The 17545-nt window shown below is 67.0% G+C and carries 14 protein-coding genes; 7 read left to right on the top strand and 7 right to left on the bottom strand.

What is annotated here, in order from left to right:
- Positions 1-21 precede the first annotated feature (21 nt).
- Positions 22-1005, top strand: a complete 984-nt coding sequence (locus Q5H94_RS04525) for a TauD/TfdA family dioxygenase (protein ID WP_304560024.1) — start codon at positions 22-24, stop codon at positions 1003-1005.
- Positions 1006-1071: 66 nt separating this feature from the next.
- Positions 1072-1386 carry a GIY-YIG nuclease family protein gene (locus Q5H94_RS04530; RefSeq protein ID WP_304560025.1) on the top strand — a complete coding sequence of 105 codons (315 nt, stop codon included), beginning with the start codon at positions 1072-1074 and terminating at the stop codon, positions 1384-1386.
- Positions 1387-1467: 81 nt separating this feature from the next.
- On the opposite strand, the gene clpB is transcribed toward Q5H94_RS04530, so the two are convergent.
- On the bottom strand, positions 1468-4047 hold the full coding sequence (gene clpB, locus Q5H94_RS04535) for an ATP-dependent chaperone ClpB (RefSeq protein WP_304560026.1): 2580 nt from the start codon (positions 4045-4047) through the stop codon (positions 1468-1470).
- 71 nt (positions 4048-4118) lie between these two features.
- Here clpB and Q5H94_RS04540 point away from each other — a divergent pair, with 71 nt between their 5' ends.
- From Q5H94_RS04540 to Q5H94_RS04555, 4 genes are read left to right on the top strand one after another with little or no spacing between them, the layout of a single operon-like run.
- Entirely contained in the window at positions 4119-5129 is a 1011-nt protein-coding gene (locus Q5H94_RS04540) for an aspartyl/asparaginyl beta-hydroxylase domain-containing protein (RefSeq protein ID WP_304560027.1), read from the top strand.
- A 51-nt stretch (positions 5130-5180) separates the two neighbouring features.
- Positions 5181-7997 carry a M16 family metallopeptidase gene (locus Q5H94_RS04545; protein ID WP_304560028.1) on the top strand — a complete coding sequence of 939 codons (2817 nt, stop codon included), beginning with the start codon at positions 5181-5183 and terminating at the stop codon, positions 7995-7997.
- 13 nt (positions 7998-8010) lie between these two features.
- A complete protein-coding gene (locus Q5H94_RS04550; protein WP_341850086.1) occupies positions 8011-8319 on the top strand; it encodes a hypothetical protein in 309 nt (102 codons plus the stop codon).
- Positions 8319-10127, top strand: a complete 1809-nt coding sequence (locus tag Q5H94_RS04555; protein ID WP_304560030.1) for a DUF885 domain-containing protein — start codon at positions 8319-8321, stop codon at positions 10125-10127. Before Q5H94_RS04550 ends, Q5H94_RS04555 begins: the two co-directional genes overlap by 1 nt.
- 142 nt (positions 10128-10269) lie before the next feature.
- On the opposite strand, the gene Q5H94_RS04560 is transcribed toward Q5H94_RS04555, so the two are convergent.
- From Q5H94_RS04560 to purE, 3 genes are all read right to left on the bottom strand, one after another.
- Positions 10270-10764 (bottom strand): hypothetical protein, encoded by a 495-nt coding sequence (locus Q5H94_RS04560; protein WP_304560031.1) that lies wholly within the window; start codon positions 10762-10764, stop codon positions 10270-10272.
- 44 nt (positions 10765-10808) lie between these two features.
- Complete coding sequence (locus tag Q5H94_RS04565; RefSeq protein ID WP_304560032.1) at positions 10809-11879, bottom strand: 5-(carboxyamino)imidazole ribonucleotide synthase; 1071 nt, start codon at positions 11877-11879, stop codon at positions 10809-10811.
- Between the two features lie 131 nt (positions 11880-12010).
- Entirely contained in the window at positions 12011-12490 is a 480-nt protein-coding gene (gene purE / locus Q5H94_RS04570) for a 5-(carboxyamino)imidazole ribonucleotide mutase (protein WP_304560033.1), read from the bottom strand.
- A gap of 126 nt (positions 12491-12616) precedes the next feature.
- Between purE and Q5H94_RS04575 the strand changes: the two genes are divergently transcribed.
- Positions 12617-13621: a fumarylacetoacetate hydrolase family protein gene (locus Q5H94_RS04575; RefSeq protein WP_304560034.1), complete on the top strand. Its 1005-nt coding sequence runs from the start codon at positions 12617-12619 to the stop codon at positions 13619-13621.
- Here Q5H94_RS04575 and Q5H94_RS04580 read toward each other — a convergent pair.
- The 3 genes from Q5H94_RS04580 to Q5H94_RS04590 are packed head-to-tail and all read right to left on the bottom strand — an operon-like array spanning position 13618 to position 17485.
- Complete coding sequence (locus Q5H94_RS04580; protein WP_304560035.1) at positions 13618-13779, bottom strand: hypothetical protein; 162 nt, start codon at positions 13777-13779, stop codon at positions 13618-13620. The genes Q5H94_RS04575 and Q5H94_RS04580 overlap by 4 nt on opposite strands.
- Positions 13776-14105, bottom strand: coding sequence for a hypothetical protein (locus tag Q5H94_RS04585; protein WP_304560036.1), 330 nt, complete (start codon positions 14103-14105; stop codon positions 13776-13778). The genes Q5H94_RS04580 and Q5H94_RS04585 overlap by 4 nt, the downstream gene beginning before the upstream one ends.
- 35 nt (positions 14106-14140) lie before the next feature.
- Positions 14141-17485 (bottom strand): error-prone DNA polymerase, encoded by a 3345-nt coding sequence (locus Q5H94_RS04590; protein ID WP_304560037.1) that lies wholly within the window; start codon positions 17483-17485, stop codon positions 14141-14143.
- Between the last annotated feature and the right edge of the window lie 60 nt (positions 17486-17545).

The following is a 17545-nucleotide window of genomic DNA, read 5'->3' on the forward strand; positions in this document are numbered from 1 at the left end:
GCCGCTATCCGTGGCGCCACCATGCCGCACGTCCATCTGCCAGCCCCCCGCCAGCCGCACGTCATCGTCGTGGCCGACGGGGAGGGGAGCGTGCTCGATCTCGATCCGGCGCTGGTCGTCGATCTCTACAAGACGCACGGCGCGATCCTGTTTCGCGGCTTCGGGCTAGACGTTGCGGCGTTTCGCGATTTCGCGCGGCAATTCTGCACGACGTCGGTCGTCAACGAGAGCCCCGGTCGAGAGGCCGTGGACGGCCCCGCCAACGTCTTCACCGTCGATCCCGGCGTGCGGGCCTTCTCGCTCCATCCCGAATTGTCGCGCGAACCGTGGAAGCCCGACGTCGCGTTCTTCGGCTGCCTCGTCGCGCCGCGCGCGGGCGGCCAGACGACGCTCTGCGACGGCGTCGCGCTGGTACGGGCCTTGCCGCCCGGTCTGTATCAGGCGCTCGCGCACCGCCGGCTGCTCTACATCAAGCAGACCTGGCCCTCCTTGCTGCGCTACTGGCTCGGCACCGAAACACCGAGCGACGCGCAGCTCGCGTCGCCGCCGCCGGGCTGCCCCTATGAATTCCGGCGTTTCCCGGATGGCGAGATCGTCCGCTATTTCACGCGGCCGGCGCTGCACAAGCCGATGTTCATCGATGCGCCGGCCTTCGGCAATTTCCTGCTGTTCGCGCGCTTCAACCATGGCCGCAACGATCATCCCGTGATGGACGACGGCAATCCGATGCCCGAGGCGTGGCTGCACGCGATCCGCGATACGGGCGCCGCGCTGGAGGTGCCGGTCGGCTGGCAGGCGGGCGATCTGCTGATGCTCGACAACACGCGCTTCATGCACGGCCGCACCGAAATCACCGACCCGTCCGAGCGCCGCATCCTCACCTATTTCGGCTATCTCGGCTTCGCCGTCCCCGATTCCGAGGAGCCGCACGACGCAATCTGGCGGCGCGAGAATTTCGAACCCCCGCTGCGGCCGGACCATCCGCGGTACGTGGAAACGGCGTGACCTGCGACTGACCCCAACCGTCACCCCGGCCTTGTGCCGGGGTCCAACGCGCGGCACACGCCCCGTGTGAAGGTCGAGCGCGTCCCCTGCGTCTATATTCTGGCGAACCGCTATCTCGGGGCGCTGTATGTCGGGGTAACATCAAACCTTGTCGGTCGCCTGCAACAGCACCGAGACGGTGTCTTCGACGGACATACGCGCAAATTCGGAATCCACCGGCTCGTCTACTACGAGGTTGCTGACACGATGGAGCAGGCGATCGCGCGCGAGAAACAGCTCAAGCGATACCGGCGCGATTGGAAGTGCAACCTCATCGAACGCGAAAATCCGACGTGGAGCGATCTCGCGGTCGGGTTGGGGCTGGAGCCGCTGGCGGATTGAGCGTGGCCCGTTGGACCCCGGCACAAGGCCGGGGTGACGACTGGCTCAAGCAGGGCGGCGGATGCCGCCCTGCTTCCCCGTTTACCCCACCACCAGCTCCAGCTTGCCGTCGCCTTCGTCCACCTTCACCGTCGCGCCGTCCTTTACCTCGCCGCGCAGGATGAGGTCCGCCAGCGGATCCTGCAGGTAGCGCTGCACGGCCCGCTTCAGCGGGCGCGCACCGTAGACCGGATCGTAGCCGACCCGCCCCAGCCAGGTGCGTGCGCCCTCGGTCAGTTCCAGCGACACCTTGCGGTCCGCCAGCAGCTTGTCGAGCCGGGCGACCTGGATGTCGACGATCGGCGCCATCTCGCTCTGCCCCAGCCGGTGGAACAGCACGATCTCGTCGAGCCGGTTGAGGAATTCGGGGCGGAAATGCCCGCGCACGATCTCCATCACCTGCGGCTCGACCGCGGCAACGTCCTGCCCGTCCTCCAGCGTCGTCAGGAATTGCGAGCCGAGGTTCGAGGTCAGCACGATGATCGTGTTGGTGAAATCGACCGTGCGGCCCTGCCCGTCGGTCAGCCGCCCGTCGTCGAGCACCTGCAGCAGCACGTTGAACACGTCGCCGTGCGCCTTCTCGACCTCGTCGAACAGGATCACCTGATAGGGCCTGCGCCGTACGGCTTCCGTCAGCACGCCGCCTTCCTCATAGCCGACATAGCCGGGCGGGGCACCGATCAGCCGCGCGACCGCATGCTTTTCCATGAACTCGCTCATGTCGATGCGCACCATCGCGGTCGGATCGTCGAACAGGAACTCCGCCAGCGCCTTGGTCAGCTCTGTCTTGCCGACGCCGGTGGGGCCCAGGAACAGGAACGATCCCATCGGCCGGTTCGGATCCTGCAGCCCCGCGCGCGCGCGCCGCACGGCGGTGGAGACGGCGCGCACGGCGGCCGCCTGGCCGATCACGCGCTTGCCGATCGCGTCCTCCATCTGGAGCAGCTTGGAGCGTTCGCCCTCCAGCATCCGCTCCATCGGGATGCCGGTCCATTTGCTCACGACCGAGGCGATGTCGTCGGCGGTGACTTCCTCGCGCAGCATCGCGCCCTTGGTCGCGCCCTGCGCTTCCTCGAGCTGCTTGGTGAGCGCGGGGATGGTGCCGTAATTGAGCTCGGCCATCTTGCCGAGATCGCCGGCGCGCTGCGCCTGTTCGACCTCGAGCCGCGCGGCGTCGAGCTGTTCTTTCAGCTTCGCCTCGCCGGCGATCTTGTCCTTTTCGCCCTGCCAGCGCGTCGTCAGCTCGGCCGATTGCTGTTCGAGATTGGCGAGATCGGCCTCAAGCGTCGTCAGCCGGTCCTTCGACGCCGCATCGCTTTCGCGCTTCAGCGCCTCGCGCTCGATCTTGAGCTGGATGATGCGGCGGTCGAGCGTCTCGATCTCCTCGGGCTTCGACTCGACCTCCATGCGGATGCGGCTGGCGGCCTCGTCCATCAGGTCGATCGCCTTGTCGGGCAGGAAGCGGTCGGTGATGTAGCGGTTGCCGAGCGTCGCCGACGCGACGATCGCGCCGTCGGTGATACGCACGCCGTGATGGAGCTCGTATTTCTCCTTGAGGCCACGCAGGATCGAGATCGTGTCCTCGACCGTCGGCTCGCCGACGAACACCGGCTGGAAGCGCCGCTGGAGCGCCGGGTCTTTCTCGACGTACTTGCGATATTCGTCGAGCGTGGTCGCGCCGACGCAGTGCAGCTCGCCGCGCGCGAGCGCGGGCTTGAGCAGATTGCCCGCGTCCATCGCACCTTCGGATTTGCCCGCGCCGATCAGCGTGTGCATCTCGTCGATGAACAGCACGATATCGCCCTCGCCGGCCTTCACCTCGTCGAGCACGCCCTTGAGCCGCTCCTCGAACTCGCCGCGATATTTCGCGCCGGCGATCAGGCTGCCCATGTCGAGCGCCATCAGCGTGCGGTCCTTGAGCGTGTCGGGCACGTCGCCATTGGCGATGCGCAGCGCGAGGCCTTCCGCGATGGCGGTCTTGCCGACGCCGGGTTCACCGATGAGGACGGGGTTGTTCTTGGTGCGCCGCGCAAGGATCTGGATCGTGCGGCGGATTTCCTCGTCGCGGCCGATGACCGGATCGAGCTTGCCGTCGCGCGCCGCCTGCGTCAGGTCGCGCGCGAATTTCTTGAGCGCGTCGTAGCGGTCCTCCGCGCCCGCCGTGTCGGCGGTGCGGCCGCCGCGCAGCGCGTTGATCGCGGTGTTGAGCGCTTCGGGAGTCACGCCCGCCGTCTTGAGCGCCTTGCCCGCCGCCGTGTTGAGCGAGAGCGCCAGCGCGACCAGCAGCCGTTCCACAGTGACGAAGCTGTCGCCCGCCTTCTGCGCGATCTGCTCGGCGCTATCGAGCACGCGGACGAGATCATTGTCCACGCCGGGCGATGCCTGCGCGCCCGATCCCGACACGGCGGGAATCTTCGCCAGCGCCAGGTCGGTTTCGGACAGCGCGCGCTTCGCGTCGCCCCCGGCCGATGCGATCAGGCCCGATGCCATGCCCTGCTCGTCCTCGAGCAGCGCCTTCAGCAGATGCTCGGGCGCGATGCGCTGGTGGCTCATGCGGATCGCGACGGTCTGCGCCGATTGCAGAAAGCCCTTGGCGCGGTCGGTGAATTTTTCCAGGTTCATGGGGTGGATGATCCCTCCTTTTCGGCAGCGCATATAGTGTTGCACTTTTGTCACACAAGAGGAGTCGCATGATGGCCGATATGCGCGAGGATCCAGAAGTTACCGCCCTCAACCAGCGGCTGATCGCCGACCCGCGCCACATGCCGAGCCTGCTGGCGATGGCCGAACTGAAGGCGCGGCACGGCGACGACCGCGCGGCACAGAGCTTCTACCAGACCGCGCTCAACACCGCGACGCAGCCCGGCGCGCGCGTCGACCCCGCGCTGTTCCCGCGCCTGCGGCAGGGCGAGGTCTTCATCGCCGCCGCCGCGCGCCGCTTCGCCGATCATCTCGAACGCGGTATCGCCGAGGCCGGGTTGGCAAACGGCGCGGCGGGCGCGCGCGTCCGCGCCGCGCTCGACCTGCTGCTGGGGCGCAGCGAGGTCTACCTCCAGCAACCGTCGATGTTCTATTTCCCCGGCCTCGCCCAGCGCGCCTTTTTCGAGCGCGCCGAATTCGACTGGCTGCCCGCGCTGGAAGCCGAGACGGAGGCGATCCGCGGCGAGTTGCTGACCACAATGCAGAGCGGCGGGTTCGATCCGTATGTCGATCGCACGCCCGGCCGCCCCGCGCCGGCCAATCCGTTGCTCGGCGATCCGAGCTGGGGCGCGCGCTATCTCTACCGCTCCGGCCTGCCGGTCGAACCGAATTGCCCCGCCACCCTCGCCGCGCTGCGCCACGCGCCGATGCCGGAAATCGCCGGGCGTTCGCCGACCGCGCTCTTCTCGCTGCTCAAGCCCGGCACGCACATCCGCCCGCATCACGGGCTGCTTAACACGCGCCTGATCTGCCACCTGCCGCTGATCGCTCCGCCTGGCTGCGCCCTCCGCGTCGGCGCCGAGACACGCGAATGGCGCGCGGGCGAGACGTTGATCTTCGACGATTCGTTCCAGCATGAGGCCTGGAATCGCGGCACCGAAACGCGCGTCGTCCTGCTGTTCGAAATCTGGCGGCCCGAACTCAGCGCCGACGAGCGGGTGGCGCTGACGCGGATGTTCGAGACGATCGACAGCTATCGCGGCGTGACGACGGACCAGGGGTGATTGCGTCGGGCGGCGCGAGTCCTATAGCAGGGCACCCCCGGGAGGATCACCATGAAGACAAGGCTGCTCACGTTGTCGCTCGCCACCATCATCGCCAGTGCGCAGCCTGCTCTCGCACAAACCGCTCCCAAACCTGCCGCCAAGCCCGCGCCCGTCGCCGCGCTGATCAAGCAGGTCGACATCCCCTACACGCAGTTCACGCTGGCGAACGGCCTGCGCGTGGTCGTCCATACCGACCGCAAGGCGCCGGTCGTCGCGGTGTCGGTCTGGTACAACGTCGGCTCCAAGTTCGAGCCCAAGGGCAAGACCGGCTTCGCACATCTGTTCGAACATCTGATGTTCAACGGCAGCGAGAATGCGCAGAGCGATTTCTACGAGCCGCTCAAGCAGGTCGGCGGCACCGACATGAACGGCTCGACCTATTTCGACCGCACCAATTATTTCGAGACGGTGCCCAAGACCGCGCTCGACCGTACTTTGTTCCTCGAAAGCGACCGGATGGGCTATCTGCTCGGCGTCGTCACGCAGGGCCGCCTCGATAAGCAGCGCGGAGTCGTCCAGAACGAGAAGCGCCAGGGCGACAACCGCCCCTACGGTTTGTTCCAGTACAAGCTGCTGGAGGGGCTGTTTCCGGCCGATCATCCTTACGGCCACACCACGATTGGATCGATGGCCGATCTCGACGCCGCCAGCCTCGACGATGTGAAGAGCTGGTTCAAGGATCACTACGGGCCCAACAACACCGTGCTGGTGCTGGCCGGCGACATCGACGAGGCGACGGCCAGGCCGCTCGTCGAGAAATATTTCGGCGCGATCCCGCGCGGGCCGCAGAACGTCGTGCCGCAGGTGACGATCCCGACGCTCGCCGCGCCGAAATCGGTCGTCACGAAGGACCGTGTCGCGGCGACGATGTTGGTGCGTGCCTGGACGGTGCCGGGTCTCAGCGACAAGGATTCGACCGCGCTCGACGTCGCGGCGGGCGTGCTCGGCGGGCTCGCCAGCAGCCGCCTCGACAATGCGCTGGTGCGTGGCGAGAAGCTCGCGGTCAACGTCAACGCCTCCAACTCCAGCTTCTCTCAACTCGGCTATTTCACCATCAGCGCGGTCGTGAAGCCGGGTGTCGATCCAGCGACCGTCGCCACGCGGCTCGATGCGCTGATCGCCGATTTCCTCGCGCATGGGCCGACCAAGGACGAGGTCGACCGCTACGTCACGCGCGAGGTGTCCGGCACCATCGCCGGTCTCGAGCAGGTCGGCGGGCGCGGCAAGGCGGCGACGCTGGCGGAGGGCGCGCTTTATTCGAACGATCCCGGCTTCTACAAGAAGCAGCTCGCCGATCTCGCCGCCACCACGCCGCAAAGCGTGCAGGCGGCCGCGAAGAAATGGCTCTCCCGCCCGGTGTTTTCGCTGACGATCGAACCCGGCGCGCGCGAGGCTTATGCCGAAACGGTGACGCCGCCCAAGCCTGAGGTGAAGGATCCGCCGTTCACCGGCACGCGCGGGGCGATGCCTGCCGCCGGCGCGCTGCAGGACCTTGTCTATCCCAAGGTCGAGCGCACGAAGCTCAGCAACGGCGTTGAGCTGGTCTATGCGCAGCGCACCGCCGTGCCCTTCACGCGCGCCATTCTCAGCTTCGACGCAGGTGTCGCCGCCGACGTGCCCGGCAAGCTCGGCACCGAATCGCTGATGCTCGGCATGCTCGACGAGGGCACGGAGACGCTCAACTCGATCCAGATCGCCGAGACGAAGGAGCGGCTCGGCGCGTCGATCGGCATGGGCATGGGATCGGACCGGTCTACCGCCTATGTCGCCGCGCCGAGCGCCAATCTCGCCCCGGCGGTCGATCTGCTCGCCGACATGGTCCGCCATCCCGCCTTCTCGCCCGCCGAGGTCGAGCGGCTGCGCAACGCCCAGCTCGCCGGCATCGCGCAGGAGCTGACCGATCCGGGCTCGCTCGGCCGCCGCGTGCTGCCGAAGCTGATCTACGGGCCGGGCTCGCCCTATGCCAAGGCGGCGGGGGCGGGCGATCCGGCCGCCGTCGCAAAGCTCACTCGCGACGATCTGATCGCTTTCCATCAGGCGTGGTTCCGGCCCGAGAAGCTCAAGATCTTCGTCGTCAGCGACCTGCCGCTCGCCGACGTGAAGGCCGCGCTCGATCGCGGCTTCGGCGACTGGAAGGGAACGGGGGCGCCCGGCGTGAAGGCGTTCGATCAGGCGACCAAGGCCTCCAGCCCGCGCATCGTGCTGATCGACCGCCCCGATTCGCCGCAATCGGTGATCATCGGCGCGGTGCCGACGGCGCTCTCCAACAGCGACGATTTCCTTCCGCTCACCACCGCCAACGATGCGCTCGGCGGCGGCTTCCTCGCGCGTATCAACATGAATCTCCGCGAGAACAAGCATTGGGCCTATGGCGCCAGCGGCAGTTTCGTCCGCGACGAACATGCCGCACCGTATTTCGTCAACGCCCCGGTCCAGGCCGACAAGACCGGCCCCGCGATCGTGGAATTGCGCAAGGAGCTGAGCGGCTATGTCGGCACCGCACCGATGACGCAGGTGGAGTTCGACCGTGCCATTGCCGGCGGCACGCGCTCGCTGCCGGGCAGCTTCGAGACGTCGAACGCATTGCTCAGCGCGATGCAGGCAAACGACCTGTTCAAGCGGCCCGACGATTATTACGCGACGATCACGCAGAAATACCGCGCGCTGACGCTGCCGCAGCTCAACGCCGCGATCCGTGCTGCGGTCGATCCGACCAAGGCGGTGTGGGTCGTGGTCGGCGACGCCAAGATCGTGAAGCCGCAGCTCGACGGGATCGGCCTGCCCGTCACCGTGCTGCCCGCCGCTGCGGTCGGCAGCCTGCGCTGATTATCCAAGGAGAATGCGTGTGTCTGGAGTTGATGGAAGCTGGGAAATCGTGGTGCGCACGCCGATCGGCGATCAGCGTGCGACGGTCGCGATCACGAGCGCGGGGAACGGCTTCAGCGCGGTCGTCAGCGGCGCGATGGGCTCGCTCGACGTGGACGGCGGCGTGATCGAGGGTGATACGCTGCGCTGGCAGATGAAGACCAAGGTGCCGATGCCGATGACGCTCGATTGCACCGCGACCGTAGAGGGCGATGCGATGACGGGCAGCGTCAGCGCGGGCGGTTTCGGCAACTTCCCGATGTCGGGCAGCCGGGTGTCCTGATGGCGGAGGTCGATCGCCGGACGGTCCTGCTCGGCGGTGCCGCTGCGGGCGCGCTGGCGTTCGCGCCGGGAAGCGCGCGGGCGGATGCAGGCGCGGAGCTCGCCATTCTGTTCGACACGCTGTTTCAGGAGAGTTTGCGGCTGCGGCCGGAGAGCGCGACGTTGCTGGGGCTCGACAAGGGTGTCAACGCCGATCTGCGCGGCAAGCTGAGCGATGAAAGCGACGCGGGCCGCGCGGCGCAGCGCACACAGACGCAGGACCAGCTCAAGCGGCTGCGCGCGCTCGATCCCGCGAAGCTGTCGGCCACCGACCGTATCAATTACGACACCGTACTCTACACGCGCGAATCCGCCGCGGGCTTGCAGAAATATGATTTCGGCGGCGGCGGCTCCTCGCCTTATGTCATCAGCCAGCAGAACGGCGCGTATCAATCGACGCCGAGTTTCCTCGACACCAAGCACCCGATCGACACGGCGGGCGATGCCGACGCCTATCTCGCGCGGCTCACGGCCTATGCGGGACAGCTCGACGCGAACACCGCGCGGCTGAAGCACGATGTCGCTGCGGGCGTCGTCCCGCCCGATTTCCTGCTCGACAAGACGCTGACGCAGATGGGCCTCGCGCACGTGCCCGCCGATACCGCGACGGTGGTGAAGTCGCTCGCGGCGCGGGCGAAGGCGAAGGGGCTGGGCGATCGCTTCGCCGCCGATGCCGCGAAGATCTACACCGAGCGGGTGCTGCCGGCGCTCGACCGCCAGATCGACGAAGTGCGCGCGGTGCGCAGCCGCGCCACGCACGATGCGGGCGTGTGGAAGCTGCCGCAGGGCGACGCCTTCTACCGCACGGCGCTTGCCGCCAGCACGACGACGCGCTTCACGCCCGAGGAGGTCCACACATTCGGGCTCGAACAGGCGCGCGAGATCGTCGCGCGGATCGAGCCGCTGCTCGTCAAGGCGGGGCTGACCAAGGGCACGACCGGCGAGCGCATCGCCGCGCTCTTCCAGCAGCCCGGACAGCTCTATCCCAATACCGACGAGGGCAAGGCGGCGGCGATCGCCTTCTGCAACGACCGGCTGGCGGCGGTGCGGACGCGGCTGCCGCGCGTGTTCAAGCGCGTGCCCTCCTACACGTTCGAAGTGCGGCGCGTGCCCAAGGAGAATGAGGCAGGTGCGTCATCGGCCTTCAGCCAGGCGCCGTCGCTCGACGGATCGCGGCCGGGCTTCGTCTATTTCAACCTGCAGGATTCGGCGGAATGGCCGAAATTCATGCTGCCGACGGTGATCTATCACGAGGGCCTGCCGGGGCATCAGTTCGAGGGTGGACTGGCGCTGTCGAACACCAACCTGCCGCTGATCCGCAAGACGATCGGCTTCTCGGGCTATGCGGAGGGGTGGGCGCTCTACGCCGAACAGGTGGCGGACGAGATCGGCATGTACGACGATGATCCGCTGGGGGTGATCGGCTATCTGAAGGAGGCGCTGTTCCGCGCGCAGCGCTGCGTCGTCGATACCGGGCTGCACCATTTCAAATGGAGTCGCGAGAAGGCGATGGCGCAGTTCGTGACCGAGCTCGGCGAGGCGCCGGGCTTCGCGGAGCGCGAGATCGACCGTTACTGCGCCAATCCGGGGCAGGCGTGCAGCTACAAGCTCGGCCACGCCACCTTCGTGAAGCTGCGCGCGGCGGCGCAGGCGAAGCTGGGCGCGAAATACGACATCAAGGATTTCCACGAGGCCGTGCTCGGCTGCGGCCGCGTGCCGCTGGAAATTCTGGAGCGCGTGGGCAACGAGTGGATCGCTTCGAAAGCCTGATTCGCTGTACGCAGGCGGCGAAGGTAACGAAGGTAACGCAAATCGCAGGCGAAAATGCGACGAACCGAGTGCGCCGGGGGCTGACGTTTTCAAAGAGCGGGTGCGTTATCGCCGATCGCCGGCGTGTAGGACAGCGGTGTCGTTACGCCGTGCCGAAGAATCTTCTCAGGTGGGCGACCAGCCGTTGCATGTCGGCATGGAGATCGCGCGCACGCGCGGCGATGTCGTCCTGATCGACGACAAGAATCCGGCGGTCGCTATTTCCGCCACCAAGCTCGATCATCGTCAGGACGGCCAGCCATCTTCCCTTGCGATCCAGCGCGATCCGCGCCGCGCCGTGCGTGAGGAAGTGGCGCAACGTATCCCGCTTCCGGAAAGCGGCGAGCGCCGCGAGCGCCGGCGCTGCCCCTTCCACGCCCTCCAGTGCCGCGGCGAGCAGGTCGTATCTCGCCCCGACCGGCGGCGGCGGCTTGATCGGGCGGCCCTGTTTCACAAGCGCGAGCAGGGCCTCGCTGGCGGCGGCTTCCGCCGATGCGAAGGAAGCGATGCAGCGCCCGCGCCATTCGTTGAAAGCCGAAGTCGCCGCAGCGAAAGCGTCGGTCTCGACAAACTGAAGGGAGGAGACGGGGGCGTTCATCCCCCATATCCTATCGCGGGAATACTTGCCGTTGCGTTGCCGCGTCAGCCGCGGCCCAGCCGGGTGACGTGGCCCATCTTGCGACCGGGGCGGACCTCCTTGCCGTAGAGGTGGAGGTGTGCGCCCGGATCGGCGAGGATCGCCTCCCACCCGTTCGCCGCTTCGCCGATCAGATTTTCCATCGCCACGCTCGGCGCGGTCAGCCCCGTATCGCCGAGCGGCAGTCCGCAGATCGCGCGGATGTGATTCTCGAACTGCGAGGTGACGGCGCCCTCGATCGTCCAGTGGCCCGAATTGTGGACGCGCGGCGCCATCTCGTTGAAAACGGGCCCGTCCCTGCCCGCGAAGAACTCGCAGGCCAGCACGCCGACATAGCCGAGCCGGTCGGCGATACGCCCCGCCAGCGCCGCCGCCTCGCCCCATTGCGACGCGATCTCCGCGGGCGCGGGCAGGGTGGAGCGGGCGAGGATGCCGTCCTCATGCTGGTTCCACGGCGGCGGATAGCTCACCATCGCGCCGTCGCCGCGGCGTACGAGCAGGATCGAGAATTCGTGGCTGAACGGCACGAAGCCTTCGAGGATGGCGGGGCGCTGGCCGATGGCCTCCCACGCCGCCTCGGTCTCCGCCGCATCGTGGATGCGGACCTGGCCCTTGCCGTCGTAGCCGAGCCGCAACGTCTTGAGGATGGCGGGCGTACCGATATCGGCGAGCGCGGTGCGGAGATCCTCGAGGCTCTCGATCTTCGCCCACGGCGCGGTCCGCCCGCCGAGCTCGGCGACGAAGGTCTTTTCCTCGGCCCGGTCCTGAGCGACGCCGAGCGCCGCGGGCGCGGGATGCACGGGCACCTTGGCGGCGAGATAGACGATCGGGTCGAGCGCGATATTCTCGAATTCGTAGGTCACGACGTCGGCGATGGCGGCGAATTCGTCGAGCACGATGCGGCTGTGATAATCGGCGCGCGTGAAGCTGGAGGCGGTCTGCGCCGCCACGCTCTCCGCATCGGGCGCGAGGACGTGGGTGCGATAGCCGAGCTGCGCGGCTGCGACCGCAAGCATCCGCCCGAGCTGCCCGCCGCCGAGGATGCCGATGGTGGAACCGGGAGGGAGGGCTTGCATGGTCAGTTCCTGGCTTCCGTTCGGGCTGAGCTTGTCGAAGCCCTGTTCTTCTTTGCCCGCTAAGAAGAAAGGCAGCCGTTGAGCAAGCTCGCCCTTTGGGTCGACAAGCTCAGGGCGAACGGATGTTGGGACTAGGCCGGATCGATCGCGACGCTGTCCGTCTGCGCCGCGCGCCAGGCCTGCAGCCGCTGCGAGAGCGCATCGTCCGACAGCGCGAGGATCGCCGCCGCCAAGAGCGCCGCGTTCTTCGCGCCCGCCTTGCCGATGGCGAGCGTGCCGACGGGGATGCCGGCAGGCATCTGGACGATCGAATAGAGGCTATCGACGCCGTCCAACGCCTTCGACTGTACCGGCACGCCGAGCACCGGCAGGTGCGTCATTGCCGCCGTCATGCCGGGCAGGTGCGCGGCGCCGCCCGCGCCGGCGATGATGACCCTGAGCCCGCGCCCCGCCGCTGCACCCGCATAATCGTAGAGCCGTTGCGGCGTGCGGTGCGCGGAGACCACCTTGCTTTCGTGCGCGACGCCGAGTTCGCCGAGCAGATCGGCGGCATGGTGCATCGTCTCCCAATCGGAGGTGCTGCCCATGATGATGCCGACCTGCGGTTCCATCCTCCGCCCCTAGCGAGGGCGAGGCGGCAGGGCAAATCCGACGCGCAAATCTTTCGCGATTTCTGGGGTGGCCCCGCCGCCGGAGAGGCTTATGCTCCCCTTCCAAACAATAGCAGGAGAGCGCCGATGAAACTCGCAAGCCTGAAAGGAGGCCGCGATGGCCGCCTCGTCGTCGTCTCGAACGATCTCGCCTGGTACGCCGATGCCGCGCATATCGCGCCGACGCTGCAGGCCGCGCTCGACGATTGGGAGCGGATCGCGCCCGATCTCGCCAATCTGCAGACCGACCTCGAGCATGAGGCGATCCCGATGCGCCGCTTCCACGAGCGCGAGGCGGCGGCACCCCTGCCGCGCGCATATCAATGGGCGGACGGATCGGCCTATGTGAACCACGTCGCGCTGGTGCGGCAGGCGCGCGGAGCGGAATTGCCCGAGAGCTTCTGGACCGATCCGCTGATCTATCAGGGCGGATCGGACGGGTTTCTCGGCCCGCGCGACCCGATCCCGCTGGCGGACGAGGCCTGGGGCGCGGACCTCGAGGGGGAGATCGTGGTGATTACGGGCGACGTGGCGCAGGGCGCGAGCCGTGAGGAGGCGCTGGCGGCGATCCGCCTGGTCGGCCTCGCCAACGACGTGTCGCTGCGCGGGCTGATCCCCGACGAACTTGCCAAGGGTTTCGGCTTCTTCCAGTCCAAGCCCGCGAGCGCGCTGTCGCCGGTGCTGGTGACGCCCGATGCGCTCGGCGACTGGTGGCGGGACGGCAAGCTGCACCGCAAGCTGCACGTCGATGTGAACGGTGCGCCGCTCGGCCGCGCCGATGCGGGCGAGGACATGACCTTCGATTTCGGCGCGCTGATCGCCCATGCCGCCAAGACGCGCGCGCTGGCGGCGGGGACGATCATCGGCTCTGGCACCGTCTCGAACCGCGGCGCGGACGGAGGGCCGGGCAAGCCGGTGAGCGAAGGCGGCGTCGGCTATTCCTGCCTCGCCGAATTGCGCAGCGTCGAGACGATCGGCGGCGGCGCCGCGAAGACGCCGTTCCTGAAAGCGGGCGACACCGTTCGCATCTGGGCCGAGGACGACAAGCATCATCCGATCTTCGGGGTGATCGAGCAGGTGGTGGCGGGTTAGAAAAGCGAACCCTGCCGCACGAAAAGCGGCCAGCGGCCGAGCAGGTCGTGCCGGCCATGGCCGCTGCGGATCAGCAGGAACTCGTCGACCGTCCAGCCAATGGCGGACTCGAGCTTGCGGATGCCGGCGATCGCCGGGCCTTCGTAGGCGAGCGTCATGTGCAGCCAGAAAGTGTGTTCGGGAAGCTGCACGCCGCAGCCTTGCGCATGCTTGCGAAGCGTCGCGTGAAAGCGCGTCGCAGCCGAGCCCTTGGCGCCGCGCAGGATACGGCCTCGATCTGGTCGAAAGTAATTGCGAACGGATCGAAGCGAACCGCGTCGAACGTCTCCGACAGGCGTGCGAGCGCAGCCGGCGGCCAGTCCAGTTCGCTGCCGAGCCGCAGCATCGTGCTGTGAAACCGTGCCGGATCGTAATGTTCGTCGAGCCTGTTCGCGATGCGGCAACCACAGGTCTGACGGCGCGAAGCCTCGGGCGGCTTGATCATGACGTAAAGTTTGGGGGGCGTGAACATGGTGTGGCTCAATGGAAATTGCGGGATTTGACCGGAATCGTGTCCGTGCTGCGGGGCGGCCAGGCCTCGGCGGCGCGTTGTTTCGGCCAAGCCTGCTTGCGATCGCGCGGATCTATCGTTCCGCCGTGCGTCGCGCCGTCGCCGGGCGCCGTCATGCGCGGCAGATCGAGATCGCCGACCTGCCGCAGCCACCCCGTCAGATCGGTCATCTGCTCTGCAACGACGTGGATGACGATTCCTTCGCGCTGAACCTTGCCGCGGATGGCGAGCATCGTCGCGGTCATGATCGTGCGGCGATTGGCTTCGAACCGATCTGCCCATAGAACGGCGTTGGCGATGCCGGTTTCGTCCTCAAGTGTCACGAAAACGACGCCGTTGGCGCTGCCGGGCCGCTGGCGAACAAGGATGAGGCCTGCCACTTCGACGCGGTCGCCGTCCTTCATCGCCATCAGGTCTCCGCATCTAACGATCCGCCGCGCGCTCAGCCGGTTGCGCAGGAACGAGACGGGGTGGGCGCGCAGCGAGAGTTGCGTCGCGCGGTAATCCTCGACGACCTCGCGCCCTGCGGTCAGCGGTTTCAGCATCACCACTGGCTCTGCGCTTTCGGGCACGGTTTCGCCCAGACGCGCGTCGGCGGCTGTGAACAGATCGAGTGGCGCCAATCCCCATGCCTTTATCTGCCACAGCGCCTCGCGCCGGTTGATGCCGAAGCCCTGGAACGCATCCGCCCTCGCCAGGTGCTCCAGGGCCGCAGGCTTCACGCCGGCGCGGCGCCAGACGTCTTCGACCGAAACGAACGGGCCGCCGGCGCGGCGCGCCTCAAGAATTTTCACGGCATCGGCGATCGCCAGGCCCTGAACGATCCGCATGCCCAGCCGTACCGGCCTGAGGCTCATCCAATCCGCATCCGTGCCGCAAAAGGCCGCCAGCAAAGGCCGCTCGTTCGGCTCGGCATCCGCCATGCGCGTATCCCAGTCGCTCTCGTTGATACACACTGGCAGCGCCTCGACACCGTGCGCGCGGGCGTCGCGGACCAACTGTGCGGGGGCGTAGAAGCCCATTGGTTGCGCGTTGAGCAGGGCCGCGCAGAAGACATCGGGATGGTGGCATTTCATCCAGGACGAGGCGACCGCGATCTTGGCAAAGCTCGCCGCATGGCTTTCGGGAAAGCCGTAATTGCTGAAGCCCTTGATCTGCGCGACCAGCCGTTCGGCAAATTCGAGCGAAATGCCATTCGCCAGCATGCCTTCGATCAGTTTAGGGCCGAACTCGCCGATATCGCCGCTCGACTTGAAGGTCGCCATCGCGCGGCGCAGGCGGTCGGCTTCGGCGGGTTCGAAGCCCGCGCCTTTGACCGCGACCTGCATTGCCTGTTCCTGGAAAAGCGGCACGCCGAGCGTCTTTTTAAGGACTTCCTCAAGCGCCGGCGACGGATAATCGACGAGATCGGGATTCTCCCGCCGCTTCAGATAAGGATGGACCATATTGCCCTGGATCGGGCCGGGCCGGACGATCGCCACCTGGATCGCGATGTCGTAGAAATCGATCGGCTTCATGCGCGGCAGCATCGACATCTGGGCGCGGCTTTCGATCTGGAACACGCCGAGCGTATCGGCCTGACGGATCATTTCGAAGGTCGGTCCGTCATCGTCCTGCAGAGTCGGAGATGCCAGATTCAGCAAGACCTGCTTGTGTTCGGCGAGCAGATCGAAGCAACGGCGCATGCAGCCCAGCATGCCGAGGCCGAGGATATCGACCTTCATGAAGCCGAGATATTCGATGTCGGTTTTCTCCCACTCGACGACGCGGCGGTCGATCATCGCGGCGGGCTCTACGGGCATGAGATCGTGCAGCGTGTCGCGTGTCAGCACGAATCCGCCGGGATGTTGCGAGAGGTGGCGCGGCGTACCGATCAGTTCGCGCGCCAATTGCAGCGCCAGCGCCAGGCGGTGATCGGTAGCGTCGAGATTGAGCGCGGCGACATGCTTGTCGGGAACGCCGTCGTTCGACCAACCCCACACCTGGCTGGCGAGGCCGGCGGTCATGTCCTCGGGCAGGCCGAGCGCCTTGCCGACCTCTCGAATCGCGCCACGCGAGCGGAAGCGGCTGACCACCGCCGTCAGCGCGGCGTGATCAAGGCCGTATTGCTCGTAGATCCACTGGATCACTTCTTCGCGCCGCTCGTGTTCGAAATCGACGTCGATATCGGGCGGCTCCTTGCGCTCCGTCGAGATGAAGCGCTCGAAGAGTAATTGATGCTTGATCGGATCGATCGAGGTAATGCCGAGTACGAAGCAGATGACCGAATTGGCGGCCGAACCGCGGCCCTGACACAGGATTTGCTGGCTACGCGCAAACTGCACGATCGAGTTCACGGTAAGAAAATAAGGTGCATACTCCATCTTGGCGACCTGCTTCAGTTCGTAATCCAGCAGATCGGCATAGGCTTTGGGCGGATAGGCCCCGAATTTTTGCTTCAGTCCGCTCCGGGACAAGGCCTCGAGGGCTTGCTGCGGCGTCTTACTTTGAAAGACGTTTTCTTCTGGATACTGATGCTCCAGATCCCGCAACGTGAACCGGCACCGTTCCGCGATCGCGGCACTTGCCGCCACCGCTTGCGGGTAGCGGCGGAAGCGGCGGGCCATTTCCTGCGGGCTCTTGAGATGGCGGTCGGCGCTGCGGGTGCGGCGGTGGCCGAGATCGTCGATCGTGCATTTCTCGCGGATCGCCGTCACGACGTCCTGCAGCATGCGGCGATCGGGCGTGTCGTACAATATGTCGCCAGTCGCGAGCGGGGTTAGGCCGTGGGTGCGCGCGGCTTCGGCAAGCGCGGCGAGGCGGGGGGCTTCGTCGGGGCGGCGGTGTTGCGTCAGGCAGAGATGGCCGTGCGTGTGCCCGAAAATGTCCGCCATCCAGCGCAGTTGTAGCGGATCGCCGAGGTCGGTGAGGCCGGGGACGAGCGCGGCGACGAGGCCCTGCGCGTACTCCGCAACATCCTCCCAATGAAGGAAACACTGGCCCTTCTCGCCCTTCTGGGCATTGGCGCGGCTCTTGCCGAGCGTCAGCAGACGGGTGAGGCGGCCCCAACCTGCGCGGTCCTCCGGCCAGACCAGCAGCGATGCGCCGTCGACCAGATCGAGCCGGCAGCCGGGGATCGAGCGGATCTCGACGCCGGCTTTCTCGATCTCGTCGCAGGCGTAAAGCGCGCGCACCACGCCCGCTACCGAGTTGCGATCGGTCACGGCCATCGCCGGCATGCCCATCGCCGCGGCGACCGAGAACAGTTCTTCGGGCGAGGATGCGCCGCGCAGGAACGAATAGTGCGTCGTGACCTGAAGCTCGCAGTAGGTCATGTGCGAAACCCCGCCGCGTCTCCGCGCCTCCGCGTAAGAAAGAAGAGTGTTTCACGCGGA

Source organism: Sphingomonas immobilis, assembly GCF_030580995.1.
GTDB classification, from domain to species: domain Bacteria; phylum Pseudomonadota; class Alphaproteobacteria; order Sphingomonadales; family Sphingomonadaceae; genus Sphingomonas; species Sphingomonas immobilis.

Excerpts from the sequence above, each read along its gene's own strand:
- Q5H94_RS04525 (WP_304560024.1), top strand. The coding sequence starts at position 22 with ATGCCGCACGTCCATCTGCCAGCCCCCCGCCAGCCGCACGTCATCGTC.
- clpB (WP_304560026.1), bottom strand. The coding sequence starts at position 4,047 with ATGAACCTGGAAAAATTCACCGACCGCGCCAAGGGCTTTCTGCAATCG.
- Q5H94_RS04540 (WP_304560027.1), top strand. The coding sequence starts at position 4,119 with ATGGCCGATATGCGCGAGGATCCAGAAGTTACCGCCCTCAACCAGCGG.
- Q5H94_RS04545 (WP_304560028.1), top strand. The coding sequence starts at position 5,181 with ATGAAGACAAGGCTGCTCACGTTGTCGCTCGCCACCATCATCGCCAGT.
- Q5H94_RS04550 (WP_341850086.1), top strand. The coding sequence starts at position 8,011 with ATGCGTGTGTCTGGAGTTGATGGAAGCTGGGAAATCGTGGTGCGCACG.
- Q5H94_RS04555 (WP_304560030.1), top strand. The coding sequence starts at position 8,319 with ATGGCGGAGGTCGATCGCCGGACGGTCCTGCTCGGCGGTGCCGCTGCG.
- Q5H94_RS04560 (WP_304560031.1), bottom strand. The coding sequence starts at position 10,764 with ATGAACGCCCCCGTCTCCTCCCTTCAGTTTGTCGAGACCGACGCTTTC.
- Q5H94_RS04565 (WP_304560032.1), bottom strand. The coding sequence starts at position 11,879 with ATGCAAGCCCTCCCTCCCGGTTCCACCATCGGCATCCTCGGCGGCGGG.
- purE (WP_304560033.1), bottom strand. The coding sequence starts at position 12,490 with ATGGAACCGCAGGTCGGCATCATCATGGGCAGCACCTCCGATTGGGAG.
- Q5H94_RS04575 (WP_304560034.1), top strand. The coding sequence starts at position 12,617 with ATGAAACTCGCAAGCCTGAAAGGAGGCCGCGATGGCCGCCTCGTCGTC.
- Q5H94_RS04580 (WP_304560035.1), bottom strand. The coding sequence starts at position 13,779 with ATGACGCTCGCCTACGAAGGCCCGGCGATCGCCGGCATCCGCAAGCTC.
- Q5H94_RS04585 (WP_304560036.1), bottom strand. The coding sequence starts at position 14,105 with ATGATCAAGCCGCCCGAGGCTTCGCGCCGTCAGACCTGTGGTTGCCGC.
- Q5H94_RS04590 (WP_304560037.1), bottom strand. The coding sequence starts at position 17,485 with ATGACCTACTGCGAGCTTCAGGTCACGACGCACTATTCGTTCCTGCGC.